Origin of the sequence: Methanothermococcus jasoni (assembly GCF_049075655.1) — an archaeon.
Taxonomy (GTDB): domain Archaea; phylum AGJL01; class Methanococci; order Methanococcales; family Methanococcaceae; genus Methanofervidicoccus.
The window spans coordinates 1,647,028-1,662,948 of record NZ_CP157522.1; the positions used below are offsets into that span (position 1 = coordinate 1,647,028).

The window sequence follows — 15,921 nt, forward strand, 5'->3', positions numbered from 1 at the left end:
TATGGATATTGAGGTGAAAAGTATGGTATCAGGCAAAATTGTGAAAATAGCAGGTCCTGTTGTTGTAGCCGACGGTATGAAAGGCGCCCAAATGTATGAAGTTGTTAAAGTAGGTGAAGAAGGATTAACAGGAGAGATTATTCAGTTACAAAATGATAAGGCAGTTATCCAGGTTTATGAAGAAACCGCAGGTATAAAACCAGGGGAACCAGTTGAAGGTACAGGAGCTCCGTTGTCAGCTGAGCTCGGACCTGGTATGTTAAAGGCTATGTACGATGGTATCCAAAGACCATTGACGGCAATCGAATCCGAAACAGGCGACATATTTATACCAAGAGGGGTTAGTGTTCCTTCATTACCAAGGGATATAAAATGGGATTTCACACCAACTGTAAATGTTGGAGATTATGTTGAAGAAGGAGATATTATAGGGACAGTTCCAGAAACAAAATCCATTGTTCATAGAATATTAGTTCCTGTTGGAGTAAAGGGAAAAATCAAAGAAATAAAATCAGGAAGTTTCACCGTTGAAGAAACTGTTGCAGTTGTTGAAACAGAAAATGGGGAAGAAAAAGAAATTATGATGATGCAAAAATGGCCTGTAAGAAAGCCAAGACCATACAAAGAAAAATTACCGCCAGTAATTCCATTAATCACAGGTCAGAGAGTTGAAGATACATTCTTCGGTCTTGCAAAAGGTGGTGCATCAGCAATTCCAGGTCCATTCGGAAGTGGTAAAACAGTTACACAGCACCAGTTGGCAAAATGGGCAGATGCCGATGTTGTGGTATATATCGGATGTGGGGAAAGAGGAAACGAGATGACCGAGGTAATTGAAGAATTCCCACACTTAGATGACATTAAAACAGGAAACAAATTGATGGACAGAACAGTTTTAATTGCAAACACATCAAACATGCCGGTTGCAGCAAGGGAAGCATCAGTTTATACTGGAATTACGATTGCAGAATATTTCAGAGATATGGGATACGGTGTTCTCTTAACAGCTGACTCCACATCAAGATGGGCAGAGGCAATGAGGGAGATTTCAGGAAGATTGGAAGAAATGCCTGGGGAAGAAGGTTATCCAGCATACCTTGCTTCAAGATTGGCACAGTTCTACGAAAGAGCAGGAAGAGTCGAATGTTTAGGTAAGGAAGAAAAACAAGGATTTATATGTATCGTTGGTGCTGTTTCACCGCCAGGTGGGGACTTCTCAGAACCTGTTACATCAAACACATTGAGGATTGTTAAGGTATTCTGGGCATTGGATGCAAACCTTGCAAGAAGAAGACACTTCCCTGCTATTAACTGGTTGCAGAGTTACTCACTCTACTTGGATGACATTGCAGACTGGTGGAAACAAAACACAGGAGCTGACTGGAGAGAATTAAGAGACGAAGCTATGAACTTATTGCAGAAGGAAGCAGAATTGCAAGAAATCGTTCAGTTAGTTGGTCCTGATGCACTCCCAGATAGAGAAAGAGTTATCTTAGAAGTTGCAAGAATGCTTAGGGAGGATTTCTTACAACAGGATGCATTCAGTGAAATAGACAGTTACTGTTCTCCAATGAAACAATACACCATGTTGAAAGTAATCATGACATTCTATAAGAAAGCATTAGATGCAGTTGCAAAAGGAGCAGACCCAGCAGAAATTTCAAAAGTTTCTGTTAAAGGAGATATAGCTAAAATGAAATATGTTCCAGAAAATGAATTCTTAAATAAGAATGCTCCAGAGATTATAAATAAAATAGATAAAGAATTAAACGCATTATTGTAAATACCCCCAATAAATTATAATTTATATTAATTTATCTTTAATTTATTTAATTTTAATATTTTTAATACCTATACCTATATGACAAAAATAAAGGAGGGTTATATATGGATGCTTTGGAAAAAAACATAGAATATACATCAGTATCAAGTGTTGCCGGTCCATTGATAGTAGTAGAAGGAATTAAAGGAGTAGCTTACGGAGAAATCGTAAATATCACATGTCCAGATGGAGAAAAAAGAACAGGACAGGTTTTAGAAGCAAGGGAAGATGTTGCAGTTGTTCAGGTTTTCGAAGGGACAACAGCATTGAACACAAATGAAACAAAAGTAAGATTTACAGGAGAAACTGCAAAAATCGGAGTATCTCCTGAAATGCTTGGTAGAATATTCAACGGTGCTGGAAAACCACTTGACGGCGGTCCTGAAATTATACCTGAGAAAAAACTCGATATTAACGGATACCCATTAAACCCAGTTTCAAGAAAAAGCCCAAATGACTTCGTTCAGACAGGTATCTCCACAATAGACGGAACAAACACACTTGTTAGAGGTCAGAAATTACCTATATTCTCAGGTTCAGGTCTTCCACACAACCTCTTAGCAGCACAGATTGCAAGACAGGCTAAGGTTAAAGGAGAAGGGGAACAGTTTGCGGTAGTATTCGCAGCTATGGGTATTACAGCAGAGGAAGCAAACTACTTCATGGAAGAATTCAAAAGAACCGGAGCTCTTGAAAAAGCAGTAGTTTATATTAACCTTGCAGATGACCCAGCTATCGAAAGAATCCTTACACCAAGAATTGCATTAACAACAGCAGAATACCTTGCTTATGAAAAGGGAATGCACGTTTTAGTTATCTTAACAGATATTACAAACTACTGTGAAGCTTTAAGGGAAATTGCAGCAGCAAGAAACGAGGTTCCAGGAAGAAGAGGTTACCCTGGTTACATGTATACTGACCTTGCTACACTCTACGAAAGAGCAGGAAGGGTTAAAGGTAGAGAAGGAACAGTTACACAGATACCTATCTTAACAATGCCACACGACGACATTACCCACCCAATCCCTGACTTGACAGGATATATTACAGAAGGTCAGATAGTTCTTTCAAGAGAGCTCAACAGAAAAGGTATATACCCACCAGTTGATGTTCTTCCATCACTTTCAAGATTGGCAGGAAACGGACAGGGAGAAGGTAAAACAAGAGATGACCATTCAAAAGTTATAAGCCAGGTATATGCAGCTTATGCAGAAGGTAGAGGTTTAAGAGACCTTGTTGCTGTTGTTGGGGAAGAAGCTCTTACAGAAAGAGATAGGGCATACTTAAAACTTGCAGATGAATTTGAAAAGAGATTCGTTCAGCAAGGAAAAGATGAAGACAGAAGTATTGAAGAAACATTAGACATAGTCTGGGAATTATTAACAATACTCCCAAGAGAAGAATTGAAGAGAGTTCCAGAAGATTTAATTGAAAAATACCTTCCAAAAAAATAATAACATAATATAAAAACATAAACTATTGTCCTAACTTTTTAATTTTTTTATTTTTAACTATAATTTCACTTTTGAGGGATAAAATGGCAGATGTTAATCCTACAAGGATGGAACTGTTAAAGCTTAAAACCAAAATTAAACTTGCTCAAAAAGGGCATAAGCTATTAAAACAGAAAAGAGACGCTCTTATAATGGAGTTTTTTGAGATATTAGACCAGGCATCAGGTATTAGGGACAAGGTAAATAATGCCCTTGAAAAAGCATACAAGAACTTAATAATGGCACAGGCAGTAATGGGGACTCTGGCAGTTAAAGAGGCTTCCTTTGCATCAAAAAATGAGAACATTAAATTAGATGCAGATACAAGAAACATTATGGGTGTTACAGTTCCTGTTCTCGAAATCGAAAATGTTAAAAGAAGTATGGCAGATAGAGGATATGGTCCTTATGGAATATCTTCAAAACTTGATGAAGCTGCAAAAGAATTTGAAGAAGCATTGGAACTTATTGTAGAGCTCGCAGAGATAGAAACTTCCATAAAATTACTTGCAGAAGAAATAATTACAACAAAAAGAAGAGTAAATGCTCTTGAATATGTTGTAATACCAAGAATGGAAGAAACACGAAAATATATTGCCATGAGATTGGATGAAATGGAAAGGGAGAACTTCTTCAGATTGAAGTTAATTAAGGCTAGAATTGATGCTAGGGAAGAAGAAGCCTAATAGGTTCCAATCGACACGAGCGATAGCGAGTGGAGATTGGACTTTTGATACAACTTTTTCTAAAAGTTGCAGGGGGAGTTTCTTCAGATTGAAGTTAATTAAGGCTAGAATTGATGCTAGGGAAGAAGAGGCTTAATTAAAATTTAAGTTCTAAAAGAACTAATATTTATATTATAACTTTTTATAAACCTTTTGGTGGTTTTATGTTCAAAATTATAGGAAGAATTGGCGATATTGAAGAAGCATTAAGGGAAAAGAAATACCCTGGAAAAATTAAATTGGAAGTTCAAGGTAAAAGAGAACCTATCATCGCAGACGAGGATGTAGAATTTAAGGCAGGGGAAATCAAAACTATAAAAATAAAAAAGATAGAGCTTCATCCATATACAATTTCATTTATTGACGCCTATGCAAAACATAGTGTGGGAACGACTTTATCTATTGGAGAAGATATCCCAATGCCATTTGATTCAGAAAGAGTTGCAGAATATGCAATATTCGCAGCTATAAAAGATGGAATCGTTAAAAAAGGAGATATTATAGGTAGCATAATGATGTTACATGGGGAACAGTAAATAAGCATTTTGTATTACATTATTATTTTTATATATTAAGTTAGATATTATTTAATATTATATTATATTTAAATATTTTATATTATAACTATAATTTTTTTAGAACATTTTTTATAAACCTGTTTTATATATTAAAATTTACAATAATAAATTAATTGTGATAATATGAACGATAAAACCATTTACAAATTTTTACATGGTCTAAACACAAATTTTAAGAGAAAAACATTAAAAGAATTGCTAAATGAAGAAAAGCCCCACGTGATTATAAATGGAAAACGACACAGGATAAAAAAAAGAGAACTAGATTTATTAAAAGAATTAAATGTTGATGAGAATTTAAAAATACCGATAGTTTTGGAAATTGATGCTTCTCTGGAATGTGGAACTGTAAAAATAGAAGGGAATGAAGAGGTAAAAGTAGTTTCCAAGATATTAGGTAAAGAAATAAACATCTTTAACGAAGAGAGAATAATTTACATATATAAACCAGAGCTCCGAATTTTAAGAAGGGAGCTCCCCACAACTACAACATATTTATTTAGAATGAGCTCCTGCTGAGTGGATATGATGAACAGAATACGAAAGAAAAAATACCGCGGTATTGACCCGTTTAAAAAAATGATGAATGACCAAAAAAATGTGGAAAAATTATATAAAATATATTACATAATAAATATATGGGTTTGGTTTGCCATGTTGTTAGGTTCCATAATTTTTATAATATGGGCAGTTAAATATTTAGGTTCAATTAATTAAATACCATGAATAAATAGAATATTGTAATTGCAAAAATGAGGGATTCTATGAATGAATATGTTTTATATTTCACAATGTTCGCCCTATTGGTGGGTGCATTATCGTCATTAAAATTATGCTTCCACAAAAATACGTCAAATGTGTTAATAGGGGAAGGATTGATGGCCATCATAGTGGCTACTTTCTTGGTAGTTCTTTCAACAGGGTTTGGTGTATCCTTTGGAGAAACTGTGGCACTATTTATACTTGTAGCGGGACCTGTGGGGACAATAGCATTTTCAAAAGTCATGAAAAGGAACAAAGTTGAAAATATGGAGTAAATGTAAATAACTATGAAATTAAATTATTTTCCCTTAAAAACACACATTAATGTATTTGCCTCCTTTCCACTAATAAATGCTCTGCTTATTATTCTTTTAAATATTGTTTTGCACAATTCTTTTCTATACTCTGGAATATATTTATTTTTATCCACAAATTCATTGAAAATATTTAATAAAACATCCTTTTCAAGCTTAGACGCTTCTCTCATATTTACATTGTAAGGAGTTTCCAGAGATGAAACATACAATTCATAAAGTATAACAGAAACTGCATGAGATAGATTCATTATCGGATATTCTTTTGATGTGGGTATGGATACAAACAAATCACACAATTCAAGCTCTTTATTGCTTAATCCATCATCTTCCCTTCCAAAGACAATACCCATTGTTCCATTTAGTGTTTTATGTTTCTCCGCGAGCTCCCGTGGTGTGATAGGAACTCTTTTTATATTTCTATCACCGGAAATTGCACCAGAAGTCCCAACTACAAAGTCAATGTCTTTTATAGCATCTTCTAAATTGTTATAAAATTTTGCATTATTCAGAACTTCCTTTGCATGGACTGCCCTTATATATGCTTCATCATTTAATATACTCCTATCTCCAACAATCCTCAATTCATTTACTCCAAAATTCATCATATTTCTCGCAATTGCTCCAACATTTCCACTGTATTTTGGATTTACTAAAATAACTACTGCCTTCATCTCATCATCACTTTTTACTTCTTTTATTTTATTAAATTACAGCCAAATATAACGCTATTGCACATAAACTGCCCACAAGAGTGCATGTGAAATTGACATGTTCGTTGTTGAATATTCCTCTTCTTTCAAGCAGAGCTCCGAAAAGGCTATCGGATAAATTTCCAAGTATTCCCGAGATTGTTCCTATCCATATTAAATTATAGTTATTAAATAATATACTCGATAATATTCCTATTAAAAATGCTCCAACAATTCCCGCAAATGTTCCATATAATGATACTCCACCGTCTGTCCCTTTTTCAACCTTTTCCAATGTTGTTATTAATCTTGGTGTTTCATTTGAGAGAACCCCTAATTCTGATGAAAATGTATCTGATGTAGCTGCTGAGATTGAGCCAATATATCCAAATAATGCAATGCTATAATCTATAATTCCAAATATATAAAGCAATACAATTATAACTGCCAGAGCTCCGTTTGCAAGCACATTTTTTATTGTTCTTTTGCATTCACTTATGCCCATGCGATTTTTTTTAGAATAACCCACTTTACTCACTAGACTTCCAAAAACTAAAAAACATACCATTATAATTAACCAATTTAGGTTTGTTCCCATGAGTATTATAAAAGCCATTGCAGAGGAACACAATATCCCACAATTATCTAAAAATCCCTTTTTCTTTATAGCATATGCCAATACCAATACTATGATTAAGGAAGAAACAAATTTTACATAAATGTCCATTTTTTCCACCAAGATTAACAGATATTAATACATCCCTATAAACAGTATTTGAATTATTTACGGCGATATTTAAAAGAGCCGGACTGTCCAAGAATACTATGTTGGTTTTAAAGATGGGAATACGATATATTTAACATGCTTTTTAAATTGACCGTAATAAAAATATTTATAATATTTCGTTAAATGAACATATATATAGTTTTTGAATTATGGTTGTTCCCAATCAAAAACAGTATTTTAAAATTATTTTTTGATGTATTTTGATGCAATAATAAATATAATGACAAATATACTATAAAAATAACTATTAAATATAATAATATTTTTAAATGTTTATTAAATTAATATAATTACATCTTATGGTGATATGATGGTAAAATTAATGCTTGCTCTTGATGTAATGGACAAAAAAGAAGCTTTGAAGATAGCTGATGAAACTTCGGATTATGTTGATGCAATCAAAATAGGATATCCCTTAGTTTTAGCTGTTGGATTGGATATTGTTAAAGAAATAAAGGATAAAACAAAAAAAGAAGTTATATGTGATTTTAAAGTGGCAGATATTCCATCAACAAATGAAAAAATTGCAAATTTAACATTAAAATATGCGGATGGGATTATTTGTCATGGATTTGTGGGAAGGGATAGTGTAAAAGCCATACAAAAGATAGCAAAACAGTATGAACTGGAAACAGGTAACAAAAAAAAGGTAATAATGGTTACCGAAATGTCCCATCCTGGTGCAGTGGAATTTATGCAACCTATTGCAGATGAGCTCGCAGAAGTTGCCAAAGAGTTAAATGTAAGTGGTATTGTTGCCCCATCAACAAGACCTGAGAGGTTAAATGAAATAAAAAACATTGTTGGAGATATTCCCATAATTTCTCCCGGCATTGGTGCCCAAGGGGGAGATTTAGACAGTGTATTAAATATATTGGGGAAAAATGATTATGTTATTGTTGGGAGGGCCATATATGAAAATGAAAACCCAAAAGAAAGTGCCCATAAATATAGTATATTATTAAATAAGAGCTAATATATAATTAATAGAATATATTTTTATTTTTTATGGGATAACATGAAATTGGATAAGATAATGCATGTTGATGACAAAGTGATAGCAAACTCCATGAAAAAAGTGTTTAAGGAAGAAATTGGTGAAATAGAACGGGAATTGAGGGAACTATATACCAAATACAATATCAAAAGTAGCAAAGAGGCGGAATTAATATCACCTCAGGATGAAGAAACCAAGAATGATTTGGAAAGAATTAAAGAACTTGAAGATGAATTGGAGAAGTTAAATTCTTATTTAAGGGAAGTTAATATGAAAACCATATAAAGGGGAGATTATGAAAGTAGTAATTACAAGACCAACAGAACAGGGGATTAAATTTGCCAATCTATTAAAAAAAGAAGATGATGATTTTGAACCAATATTAATTCCAACCTTGGAATTGGTATTTAAAGATGTATGTGTAGATTTGGACAAATACGATTGGGTGGTATTTACAAGTCCCAGGGGGGTCATGGGACTGTTTAAGAATTTGGATGAATCAGGGATTAAAAAAATAAATGATAAAAAAATAGGAGTAATTGGGATAGAAACTGCAAAAGAATTTAAAAAGATATTTAAAAAAGATGTGAATGTAATCCCTAATGAATATACCGCAGACAATCTTTTAGAAGCTTTAAAAGAGCATGTAAAAGATGATGAAAAGGTTTTAATACCTACAACACCATCGGCAAGAGATATTTTACATAAAAATCTAAATGCAGATTTGGTGTTTGTCTATTCCTCAGAAGAGCCAAATAAGATAAAAAATAAACTCAGAGAATTGAAAAATACAATAATTAAAGAAGAAAATAATAATAAAAAAATAATATTGACTTTCACAAGTGGTTTGACTGCAAAGAATTTTTTTAAAAATTCGGACACCGAGTTATTAAATCTATTAAAAAATCATTACATTGTTTCAATAGGTCCTATCACAAACCGCGTTATTGAGGACTATGGTTTTAATGGATATATCCCGAAAGAATATACAGTCAATGGCATGATTGAAGTTATTAAATCTTTAAAAAATAAATAAATATAGGTGGTTTTATGAAGATAGGTATAATATCGGATACCCACGATTATCTGCCAAATATAAAAAAGGCGGTGGATATTTTTAATAATGAAAATGTTGATATAGTCGTTCATTGTGGTGATTTTGTTTCTCTCTTTGTTATAAAAGAATTTGAAAGATTAAATGCACGGGTTGTAGCAACGTATGGGAATAATGATGGTGAAAGAACAAAGTTAAAAGAATGGTTAAAAGAGTTAAATGAAGAAAATGAAATAGATGAGTATTTAAGTTTTGAAGCTGATTCACTAAAATTTTTTGTTCTGCATGGAACCAATAACGAGCTCCTAGATGCCATAATCAAATCCAAAAATTATGATGTTGTGATATATGGGCATACTCATGAAAGGGTGTTTGAAGAAATTGATAATGTTTTGGTCATAAATCCAGGGGAGTGTTGCGGATACCTAAGTGGAATCGCCACAATCGGTATATTAGACACTGTATCAAAAAAATATGAAGAATTTGAACTATAATTTTAAAATTTATGAGGGGATGATATGGAATATATTATTAAAAAAGAAATAGATTTCAAAGAGCCAGTAGTAATCACGGGCTTTCCAAGTATTGGGCTTATTGGAAATATAGCAACCCATCAAATTGTCAAAGAACTCAATTTAGATTTTATAGGTTATTTCGATTCTCCGCATATTCCGCCCATCATGTCGGTGGAAAATGGAATTATATATCCTCCAATAAGAGTATATGGGAATGAAAATCTGGTGGTGGTATTTTCTGAGGTTTTGATTCCTCCAAATATTGTTTATAGTTTAACGGATAAACTATTGGAATATGTTGCAAATATAAATCCAAAAATTATCGTTAATTTAGATGGCATCACTGCCTTAAATCCAAAAAATACATATGCTGTTTCCACATCCGATGAGATATTAAAATCTATAAAGGAGCAAAATATACCAATTTTAGAATTTGGAATGGTTGGAGGAATGTCTGGAATCATATCTTTAAAAAGTGCCGATAAAAACATCCCTTCGTTATGTCTAATGGCAGAAACCCCAGGTTTAAGACCTGACCCTATGGGGGCTTCCAATATTATTGGAGTGTTAAATAAGCTATACAATCTAAATGTAAATACTGAGGAATTAATAAAAGAAGATGAAGAAATAAAAGAAAAACTTAGAAAACTTGCAGAGGAACACCTTAAACTCATGTCTAAACAGAAAGTCGAAAATCCCATGTATTTATAAGAAATTAAATTAATATTTAATAATATTTAAAAAAGTGATATTATGAAAATTACTGCCCTAACAGGAATATCTCCAACTAATATTTCCGGGTTGGTTAAGAACCATATAAAAACATTTAATTTAAAAAATTTCTCCAATGTTCTTGCTTTAACTTCGCTAAATGTCGGTGATTTTGTATTTATAACTGATGTAGCAAAAGAGGATATTATTTCAGGCACAGAGGGGATTGTGGCACAGATTAAAAAATTAACAATATATTCCCAAAAAGAAAATCCTGCATATTTTGAAGAAATCGACTCCATTGTTGCAAAAGTTCAGCTTGAAGTTGTTGGATATGGTGTTTGCGTTAATGCTGTGAATACAGATATATTAAATCCTTCAATAGTGATGGTGAAGATAAAATCCATATATGGATAAGTAGCAATAAATAATATATAAAAAATAGAACCTATATAATGAAAATTAGAATATAAATAATGGTGATATTATGAAAATTATAGGAATATGTGGTTCCCCAAGAAACGGAAATACATCATTTTTAATAAAAGAAGCATTGAAATCTGCCGAAGAAGAAGGTGCAGAAACAGAATTCATATCACTATCCGATAAAGAATTGAATCCATGTATTGCCTGTGAAGTATGTAAGCAAGAAGGCGAATGTGTAATCATGGATGATATAAACGAAATTTTAGAGAAGATGAAAGAAGCTGATGGTATTATAATTGGTTCACCCGTTTATTTTGGAGGAGTTAGTGCCCAAACAAAGATGTTGTTTGACAGGTCCAGACCTTGTAGAATTGGATTCAAATTAAAAAACAAAATTGGTGGGGCAATATCTGTTGGAGCTTCAAGAAATGGAGGTCAAGAAACTACAATAAGGCAAATCCATGACTTCATGTTAATACACTCCATGATTGTTGTTGGAGATAAAGAACCAACTGCGCACTATGGTGGAACCGGTGTTGGTGGTGCTGTGGATGCCTGCGAAAATGACGAAGCTGGTATAAATACGGCGAGAAACTTAGGTAAAAAAGTCGCAGAAGTTGTTAAATTGATTAAAAAAGAATAAAGTTAGGTAAGAACTTAATCATTTTATTTCTCTTTTTTATTATATTTACTTTAAAAATTATTTAATTTAAAAAATTTACTTGATTAAAAGAATAAATAAAATAATTAGGTTCCTTCTCTCCAATCACTTAAATACTTTCTTTGCTCAGGGGTGAGCTCATCTATTTCAACACCCATGGACTTTAATTTTAATGAAGCTATTCTCAAATCCTGTTCATAAGGAATTTCATATACTTTATTTTCGAGCTCTCCATGGCTTTCTTTTACGAATTTTGCACTAAGTGCCTGGTTTGCAAAGCTCATATCCATAACTTCACATGGATGACCGTCTCCACATGCCAGATTTACAAGTCTTCCTTCTCCAAGGAGATATAATTTTTTATTTCCTAAATCGTATTCTTCAATATTCATTCTAACGGTTCTAACTGATTTTGAGAGGTTTATTAAATCATTTTTATTTATTTCATTGTCAAAATGACCTGCATTTGCAAGGACCGCTCCATCCTTCATTACCAATAGGTGTTCAGCCCTTATTATATCTTTACATCCTGTTGTGGTTATGAATATATCCCCTATCCTTGCAGCATCATCCATTTTCATAACCCTAAATCCATCCATCTTAGCTTCCAATGCTCTAATGGAATCTACCTCTGTAATTATAACATTTGCGCCCATTCCTGATGCCCTCATTGCTACTCCTCTACCGCACCAACCATATCCTGCAACTACAACATTTTTTCCAGCAATTAAAAGATTTGTAGTTCTTATGATACCATCTATTGCGCTCTGTCCAGTTCCATATCTGTTGTCAAACAGGTGTTTTGTGTATGCATCATTTACATTAACCACAGGGAATTTTAGAGCTCCTTCCTCAGCCATTGCCTTTAATCTTATAACGCCTGTTGTAGTTTCTTCACATCCACCCATGATATTATCTAGGAGCTCTGTTCTTTGAGAGTGCAATAGGAATATCAAATCTGCACCGTCATCTATAATTATGTCAGGATTATGGTCTAAAACTTTGTTTAAATTTTCATAATATTCTTCGTTTGTTTCTCCTCTCCATGCATAAACATTCATGCCTTTTTTTGCACAGGCGGCGGCAACGTCATCCTGAGTGGATAATGGATTACATCCAGTAATGGCAATTTCTGCTCCACCGTTCATTAAGGTTTCCGCCAATACCGCAGTTTTAGCCTCCAGATGAAGTGCCATACCAATAGTAAGACCTTCAAATGGTTTTTCCTTTATGAATTCTTCTCTTATTAATTTTAAAACAGGCATATGTTTTTTTGCCCATTCTATTTTTAATTCTCCATTAGGAGCGAGATTTAAATCTTTAACTTTACTCACGATTTCACCAAGTATTTTTTTATTTTCGCTTGCATAGCAAGCAGGTAATAAAATGCAAAATATTTTGTCTAATTATTTAATAATTTTAATATACTCTTAATTAATCATTTATTTAATTTTATTTAAATTATACCTCAATATTATTTTTTTATATTATTTTTATAATTTTTCATTTTTTTCATTGAATAAATCTCCAAAGTATTTTTCAATAATATACCACGCCCCTTGCGGTGGAATTATTCCTATTTCCGTGATAATCCCATCGATATACTGTGCTGGCGTGATATCAAAAGCAGGATTTCTTAATTTTATTTTATCTGCATATTCTTCTTCAAATACATGTATTTCATCAGGATTCCTTTCTTCTATATCTATTAATTCTCCAACTATGGTTTTTGGATGAAACTTGTAAGTCTCCGCAGCTGTTAAAAATGGAACCCTTCTTTCATGTGCAATGAGTGCTATCTGGGATGTTCCTATCTTATTTACCAAACATCCATTTGAAGTAATGGCATCTGCCCCAACAACAACTAAATCCACTTCTTTTATAAAATATCTAACTGCACTATCTACTATCAATGTAGTATCTATCCCTTCATCAGCAAGGTCTTTTGCCGTTAAATATCCTTGATTCCTTGGGCGCGTTTCTGTGCAGATGACCTTTATATTTTTTCCATTCCTATGTGCTGTTTTTATAACATTTAATGCAACTTCTGAATTGCAATGGGTTAATATAGTATATCCATCCTTTATTCTATTTGAACCGATTTCCCCTATTTTTTTCGTTGCCTCTGACGAAGATTTGATAAATTCATCCGCTTTATTTATTACTGCTTCTTTTGGATTCTTCTCATTTAATCCATTTAAAACATACTTTACAGCATTTGGAAGAGATACCGCCGTTGGTCTTGCAGATTTTAAAATATTGCCTGCATCAATCATCTTATTTTTGAACTCATCATCATTTAAATCAGCAATGGATTTTGCGTAATTCTTTAAAGCTTTTGCCGCAGCTCTCCCTATTCTCCCGGCCCCTCTTATTTCCATGCTTTTTATTTTTTCATATGTTTCATAAATAACATCCATGCCCATAGTTTCATCTCAAAAAATTTAAAAAATTTAATTATATAAAAACTTAAATAGTTACGGCATATATTTCATCGTCGTACTATTCATACGGACGGTCTTCTTATATTGATAAAAATAACTATTAGAAATAATTAATAAGAGCTCGACATTTTTATTGTGAGCTCAGTAGTTTTGATATTAATTTTACAATATCTTTTGAACTTAAAACCCCTATAATCTTGTCCTCCCTGAGCTCAGAAACAACATATAAATGATGTATATTATTCTCAGCCATAACCGCAGCTGCTTTTTCAAGGGGTGCGGTGGGACTTATTGTAATTAACTTAGATACCATTATATCTTCTGCTTTTAATTCATCCAAGTTCTCATTATAATGCTTCAATACATCTATATCAGTTATAATTCCCCAATATACATTGTTATCATCAGAAACCACCACTGATGAGATATTATTTTTACCCATTACTTTAATTACATCTGATATGCTATCTTTTAATGATACTTCATATATGCCCCTGGTCATTAAATCTCTAACAAAATATTTTGAAAGCATTGTTTCACCAAACATGTTTTTACAGTATTTTATATACTTCGCATATTTTATATAATTTATTAAATAGATTAGTCAAAATCTAAATTTTGATTTATTATTACTTTATTTTATTTATCAATACATACTATAAATATTATTCAACACTAAGATTCGTGAAATTATGAGACACAAAAAAAATATTAAAAAAATAAAAAACATTGCACTTGAAAGAATCGATATACTAATGAGTCTTGCAGAAGAAGAAGCTAAAAAAAACCGACTAGATAGGGTAAAACGATATGTGGAATTAAGTAGAAAAATTGCAATGAAAATGAGAATGCCCTTCCCAAAAAAATGGAAAAGAAGAATATGTAAAAAGTGTGGGGCATTTCTAATTTTTGGAAAAAATGCGAGAGTTAGAATAAAAAGCAACAAATGCCATCCTCATGTCATAATCACATGTTTAGATTGTGGTAATGCCATTAAAATTCCAATGATTAGGGAAAAGAAATTAAAAAGGAAAGTCACCAATAAATAAGGACAAATAGTATAGACAATATCCATATCTAATTGCACTTTGGAAGATTATATAAAATATAAAATAGTAAAAGTATAATATATTAAAAACACGTTTATAAAATTAAGAAATAACATATATGACATATATTATCAAGAAATACGCCCCAATACGCATAATTATCTACACAAAAAATATTAATATATTAATTAGAAACATGTTAATAACCACATTTGGGGGCATGCTATGGAACCTTCACACGATATAGAACAGGATAAGAAATTAGAATCCGAGATAGAGCAGGAGTGTTTAGAGTCCGATTTAGAGATGGAATTTAATAAAAAATCTGAAAATCTGAAAAAAATAATGGATAGATTACAGAATAGAATAAAACATGCTGTTATCAGTAATGATGCTGATGACAATAATCCAGAGAAATCCAATATCGATGAACAAGTTAATTATTTAAAAGAAATCAATGAGAAATTGGATAAATTACCTAAAATAGTGTCTGATGCAGATAATTCAAAGATTGAAGATACATTAAATCAGATACTTGAAAAAATAAATGTCCTTATTGATAAAAACAACGAGTATTCTTCAAAATTGGACAATATCATCCTTGAAATTGATAAAGTATTAACTAAAATAGAAGATATGTCTGAAAAAGCTTTAAAATTATATGAAAGTGGAAATATAACCATATTGGATATTATAAATCTTATAAAAGAAATAAATTTGGGAATTAATGATATAAAAGACATTTTAAATAATTATAAAGATGAAAACATTGATAAAGCCATAGAAATAGCAGATAATTTAAATAATAAAATGGATACCTATATAGAAGAATTTGAAAAAATAAAAGCAAGTATAGGTAGCTAAAAAACTATATATAGAGAAGGTGATTGC

General features: G+C 32.1%; 20 protein-coding genes. 15 read left to right on the plus strand and 5 right to left on the minus strand.

The annotated features are described in order from the left end of the window. Nucleotides 1-22: 22 nt before the first annotated feature. From Mjas_RS08590 to Mjas_RS08615, 6 genes are all read left to right on the plus strand, one after another. Complete coding sequence (locus tag Mjas_RS08590) at nucleotides 23-1,783, plus strand: ATP synthase subunit A (protein ID WP_421077740.1); 1,761 nt, start codon at nucleotides 23-25, stop codon at nucleotides 1,781-1,783. A gap of 104 nt (nucleotides 1,784-1,887) precedes the next feature. Beyond that, nucleotides 1,888-3,276: a V-type ATP synthase subunit B gene (locus Mjas_RS08595; protein WP_421077741.1), complete on the plus strand. Its 1,389-nt coding sequence runs from the start codon at nucleotides 1,888-1,890 to the stop codon at nucleotides 3,274-3,276. Nucleotides 3,277-3,359: 83 nt separating this feature from the next. Next, nucleotides 3,360-4,001 carry a V-type ATP synthase subunit D gene (locus Mjas_RS08600; protein ID WP_421077742.1) on the plus strand — a complete coding sequence of 214 codons (642 nt, stop codon included), beginning with the start codon at nucleotides 3,360-3,362 and terminating at the stop codon, nucleotides 3,999-4,001. A 203-nt stretch (nucleotides 4,002-4,204) separates the two neighbouring features. Then, the gene (locus Mjas_RS08605) at nucleotides 4,205-4,576 is read left to right on the plus strand and encodes a DUF22 domain-containing protein (protein WP_421077743.1); all 372 of its coding nucleotides are present in this window, start codon (nucleotides 4,205-4,207) and stop codon (nucleotides 4,574-4,576) included. A 165-nt stretch (nucleotides 4,577-4,741) separates the two neighbouring features. After that, nucleotides 4,742-5,137: a DUF61 family protein gene (locus Mjas_RS08610; protein ID WP_421077744.1), complete on the plus strand. Its 396-nt coding sequence runs from the start codon at nucleotides 4,742-4,744 to the stop codon at nucleotides 5,135-5,137. Between the two features lie 245 nt (nucleotides 5,138-5,382). Further along, nucleotides 5,383-5,655, plus strand: coding sequence for a hypothetical protein (locus Mjas_RS08615; protein WP_421077745.1), 273 nt, complete (start codon nucleotides 5,383-5,385; stop codon nucleotides 5,653-5,655). A gap of 23 nt (nucleotides 5,656-5,678) precedes the next feature. Here the strand turns inward: Mjas_RS08615 and Mjas_RS08620 are convergent, their stop codons facing one another. Together Mjas_RS08620 and Mjas_RS08625 are read right to left on the minus strand one after the other, a co-directional pair. Beyond that, the gene (locus tag Mjas_RS08620; RefSeq protein ID WP_421077746.1) at nucleotides 5,679-6,368 is read right to left on the minus strand and encodes a TrmJ/YjtD family RNA methyltransferase; all 690 of its coding nucleotides are present in this window, start codon (nucleotides 6,366-6,368) and stop codon (nucleotides 5,679-5,681) included. 31 nt (nucleotides 6,369-6,399) lie between these two features. Continuing rightward, a complete protein-coding gene (locus tag Mjas_RS08625) occupies nucleotides 6,400-7,113 on the minus strand; it encodes a TIGR00297 family protein (RefSeq protein WP_421077747.1) in 714 nt (237 codons plus the stop codon). Nucleotides 7,114-7,483: 370 nt separating this feature from the next. Here Mjas_RS08625 and pyrF point away from each other — a divergent pair, with 370 nt between their 5' ends. The 7 genes from pyrF to Mjas_RS08660 all read left to right on the plus strand — a co-directional run bounded on the left by pyrF (nucleotide 7,484) and on the right by Mjas_RS08660 (nucleotide 11,519). After that, nucleotides 7,484-8,149, plus strand: a complete 666-nt coding sequence (gene pyrF, locus Mjas_RS08630; RefSeq protein ID WP_421077748.1) for an orotidine-5'-phosphate decarboxylase — start codon at nucleotides 7,484-7,486, stop codon at nucleotides 8,147-8,149. Nucleotides 8,150-8,191: 42 nt separating this feature from the next. Then, entirely contained in the window at nucleotides 8,192-8,455 is a 264-nt protein-coding gene (locus Mjas_RS08635) for a hypothetical protein (protein ID WP_421077749.1), read from the plus strand. Nucleotides 8,456-8,465: 10 nt separating this feature from the next. After that, nucleotides 8,466-9,206, plus strand: coding sequence for a uroporphyrinogen-III synthase (locus tag Mjas_RS08640; RefSeq protein ID WP_421077750.1), 741 nt, complete (start codon nucleotides 8,466-8,468; stop codon nucleotides 9,204-9,206). A gap of 14 nt (nucleotides 9,207-9,220) precedes the next feature. Further along, nucleotides 9,221-9,718 carry an MJ0936 family phosphodiesterase gene (locus Mjas_RS08645; protein ID WP_421077751.1) on the plus strand — a complete coding sequence of 166 codons (498 nt, stop codon included), beginning with the start codon at nucleotides 9,221-9,223 and terminating at the stop codon, nucleotides 9,716-9,718. Nucleotides 9,719-9,742: 24 nt separating this feature from the next. Next, nucleotides 9,743-10,450, plus strand: coding sequence for a proteasome assembly chaperone family protein (locus Mjas_RS08650; RefSeq protein WP_421077752.1), 708 nt, complete (start codon nucleotides 9,743-9,745; stop codon nucleotides 10,448-10,450). 42 nt (nucleotides 10,451-10,492) lie between these two features. Continuing rightward, entirely contained in the window at nucleotides 10,493-10,867 is a 375-nt protein-coding gene (locus Mjas_RS08655) for a DUF473 domain-containing protein (protein ID WP_421077753.1), read from the plus strand. A gap of 70 nt (nucleotides 10,868-10,937) precedes the next feature. Beyond that, nucleotides 10,938-11,519 (plus strand): flavodoxin family protein, encoded by a 582-nt coding sequence (locus Mjas_RS08660; RefSeq protein ID WP_421077754.1) that lies wholly within the window; start codon nucleotides 10,938-10,940, stop codon nucleotides 11,517-11,519. A gap of 104 nt (nucleotides 11,520-11,623) precedes the next feature. Here Mjas_RS08660 and Mjas_RS08665 read toward each other — a convergent pair whose 3' ends face one another. The 3 genes from Mjas_RS08665 to Mjas_RS08675 form a co-directional block, all read right to left on the minus strand. Continuing rightward, complete coding sequence (locus tag Mjas_RS08665) at nucleotides 11,624-12,871, minus strand: adenosylhomocysteinase (RefSeq protein ID WP_421077755.1); 1,248 nt, start codon at nucleotides 12,869-12,871, stop codon at nucleotides 11,624-11,626. A gap of 159 nt (nucleotides 12,872-13,030) precedes the next feature. After that, nucleotides 13,031-13,957 carry a ribose 1,5-bisphosphate isomerase gene (locus Mjas_RS08670; RefSeq protein ID WP_421078616.1) on the minus strand — a complete coding sequence of 309 codons (927 nt, stop codon included), beginning with the start codon at nucleotides 13,955-13,957 and terminating at the stop codon, nucleotides 13,031-13,033. A gap of 154 nt (nucleotides 13,958-14,111) precedes the next feature. Then, nucleotides 14,112-14,513: a cyclic nucleotide-binding/CBS domain-containing protein gene (locus tag Mjas_RS08675; RefSeq protein WP_421077756.1), complete on the minus strand. Its 402-nt coding sequence runs from the start codon at nucleotides 14,511-14,513 to the stop codon at nucleotides 14,112-14,114. Between the two features lie 160 nt (nucleotides 14,514-14,673). Between Mjas_RS08675 and Mjas_RS08680 the strand changes: the two genes are divergently transcribed. Both Mjas_RS08680 and Mjas_RS08685 read left to right on the plus strand, forming a co-directional pair. Beyond that, entirely contained in the window at nucleotides 14,674-15,030 is a 357-nt protein-coding gene (locus tag Mjas_RS08680) for a ribonuclease P protein component 4 (RefSeq protein WP_421077757.1), read from the plus strand. Nucleotides 15,031-15,255: 225 nt separating this feature from the next. Continuing rightward, the gene (locus tag Mjas_RS08685; protein ID WP_421077758.1) at nucleotides 15,256-15,894 is read left to right on the plus strand and encodes a hypothetical protein; all 639 of its coding nucleotides are present in this window, start codon (nucleotides 15,256-15,258) and stop codon (nucleotides 15,892-15,894) included. The last annotated feature ends 27 nt before the right edge of the window (nucleotides 15,895-15,921 follow it).

Bases quoted from the DNA above. Each gene is read 5' to 3' on its own strand.
- Mjas_RS08590 (WP_421077740.1), top strand. From the start codon at position 23: ATGGTATCAGGCAAAATTGTGAAAATAGCAGGTCCTGTTGTTGTAGCC.
- Mjas_RS08595 (WP_421077741.1), top strand. From the start codon at position 1,888: ATGGATGCTTTGGAAAAAAACATAGAATATACATCAGTATCAAGTGTT.
- Mjas_RS08600 (WP_421077742.1), top strand. From the start codon at position 3,360: ATGGCAGATGTTAATCCTACAAGGATGGAACTGTTAAAGCTTAAAACC.
- Mjas_RS08605 (WP_421077743.1), top strand. From the start codon at position 4,205: ATGTTCAAAATTATAGGAAGAATTGGCGATATTGAAGAAGCATTAAGG.
- Mjas_RS08610 (WP_421077744.1), top strand. From the start codon at position 4,742: ATGAACGATAAAACCATTTACAAATTTTTACATGGTCTAAACACAAAT.
- Mjas_RS08615 (WP_421077745.1), top strand. From the start codon at position 5,383: ATGAATGAATATGTTTTATATTTCACAATGTTCGCCCTATTGGTGGGT.
- Mjas_RS08620 (WP_421077746.1), bottom strand. From the start codon at position 6,368: ATGAAGGCAGTAGTTATTTTAGTAAATCCAAAATACAGTGGAAATGTT.
- Mjas_RS08625 (WP_421077747.1), bottom strand. From the start codon at position 7,113: ATGGACATTTATGTAAAATTTGTTTCTTCCTTAATCATAGTATTGGTA.
- pyrF (WP_421077748.1), top strand. From the start codon at position 7,484: ATGGTAAAATTAATGCTTGCTCTTGATGTAATGGACAAAAAAGAAGCT.
- Mjas_RS08635 (WP_421077749.1), top strand. From the start codon at position 8,192: ATGAAATTGGATAAGATAATGCATGTTGATGACAAAGTGATAGCAAAC.
- Mjas_RS08640 (WP_421077750.1), top strand. From the start codon at position 8,466: ATGAAAGTAGTAATTACAAGACCAACAGAACAGGGGATTAAATTTGCC.
- Mjas_RS08645 (WP_421077751.1), top strand. From the start codon at position 9,221: ATGAAGATAGGTATAATATCGGATACCCACGATTATCTGCCAAATATA.
- Mjas_RS08650 (WP_421077752.1), top strand. From the start codon at position 9,743: ATGGAATATATTATTAAAAAAGAAATAGATTTCAAAGAGCCAGTAGTA.
- Mjas_RS08655 (WP_421077753.1), top strand. From the start codon at position 10,493: ATGAAAATTACTGCCCTAACAGGAATATCTCCAACTAATATTTCCGGG.
- Mjas_RS08660 (WP_421077754.1), top strand. From the start codon at position 10,938: ATGAAAATTATAGGAATATGTGGTTCCCCAAGAAACGGAAATACATCA.
- Mjas_RS08670 (WP_421078616.1), bottom strand. From the start codon at position 13,957: ATGGATGTTATTTATGAAACATATGAAAAAATAAAAAGCATGGAAATA.
- Mjas_RS08675 (WP_421077756.1), bottom strand. From the start codon at position 14,513: ATGCTTTCAAAATATTTTGTTAGAGATTTAATGACCAGGGGCATATAT.
- Mjas_RS08680 (WP_421077757.1), top strand. From the start codon at position 14,674: ATGAGACACAAAAAAAATATTAAAAAAATAAAAAACATTGCACTTGAA.
- Mjas_RS08685 (WP_421077758.1), top strand. From the start codon at position 15,256: ATGGAACCTTCACACGATATAGAACAGGATAAGAAATTAGAATCCGAG.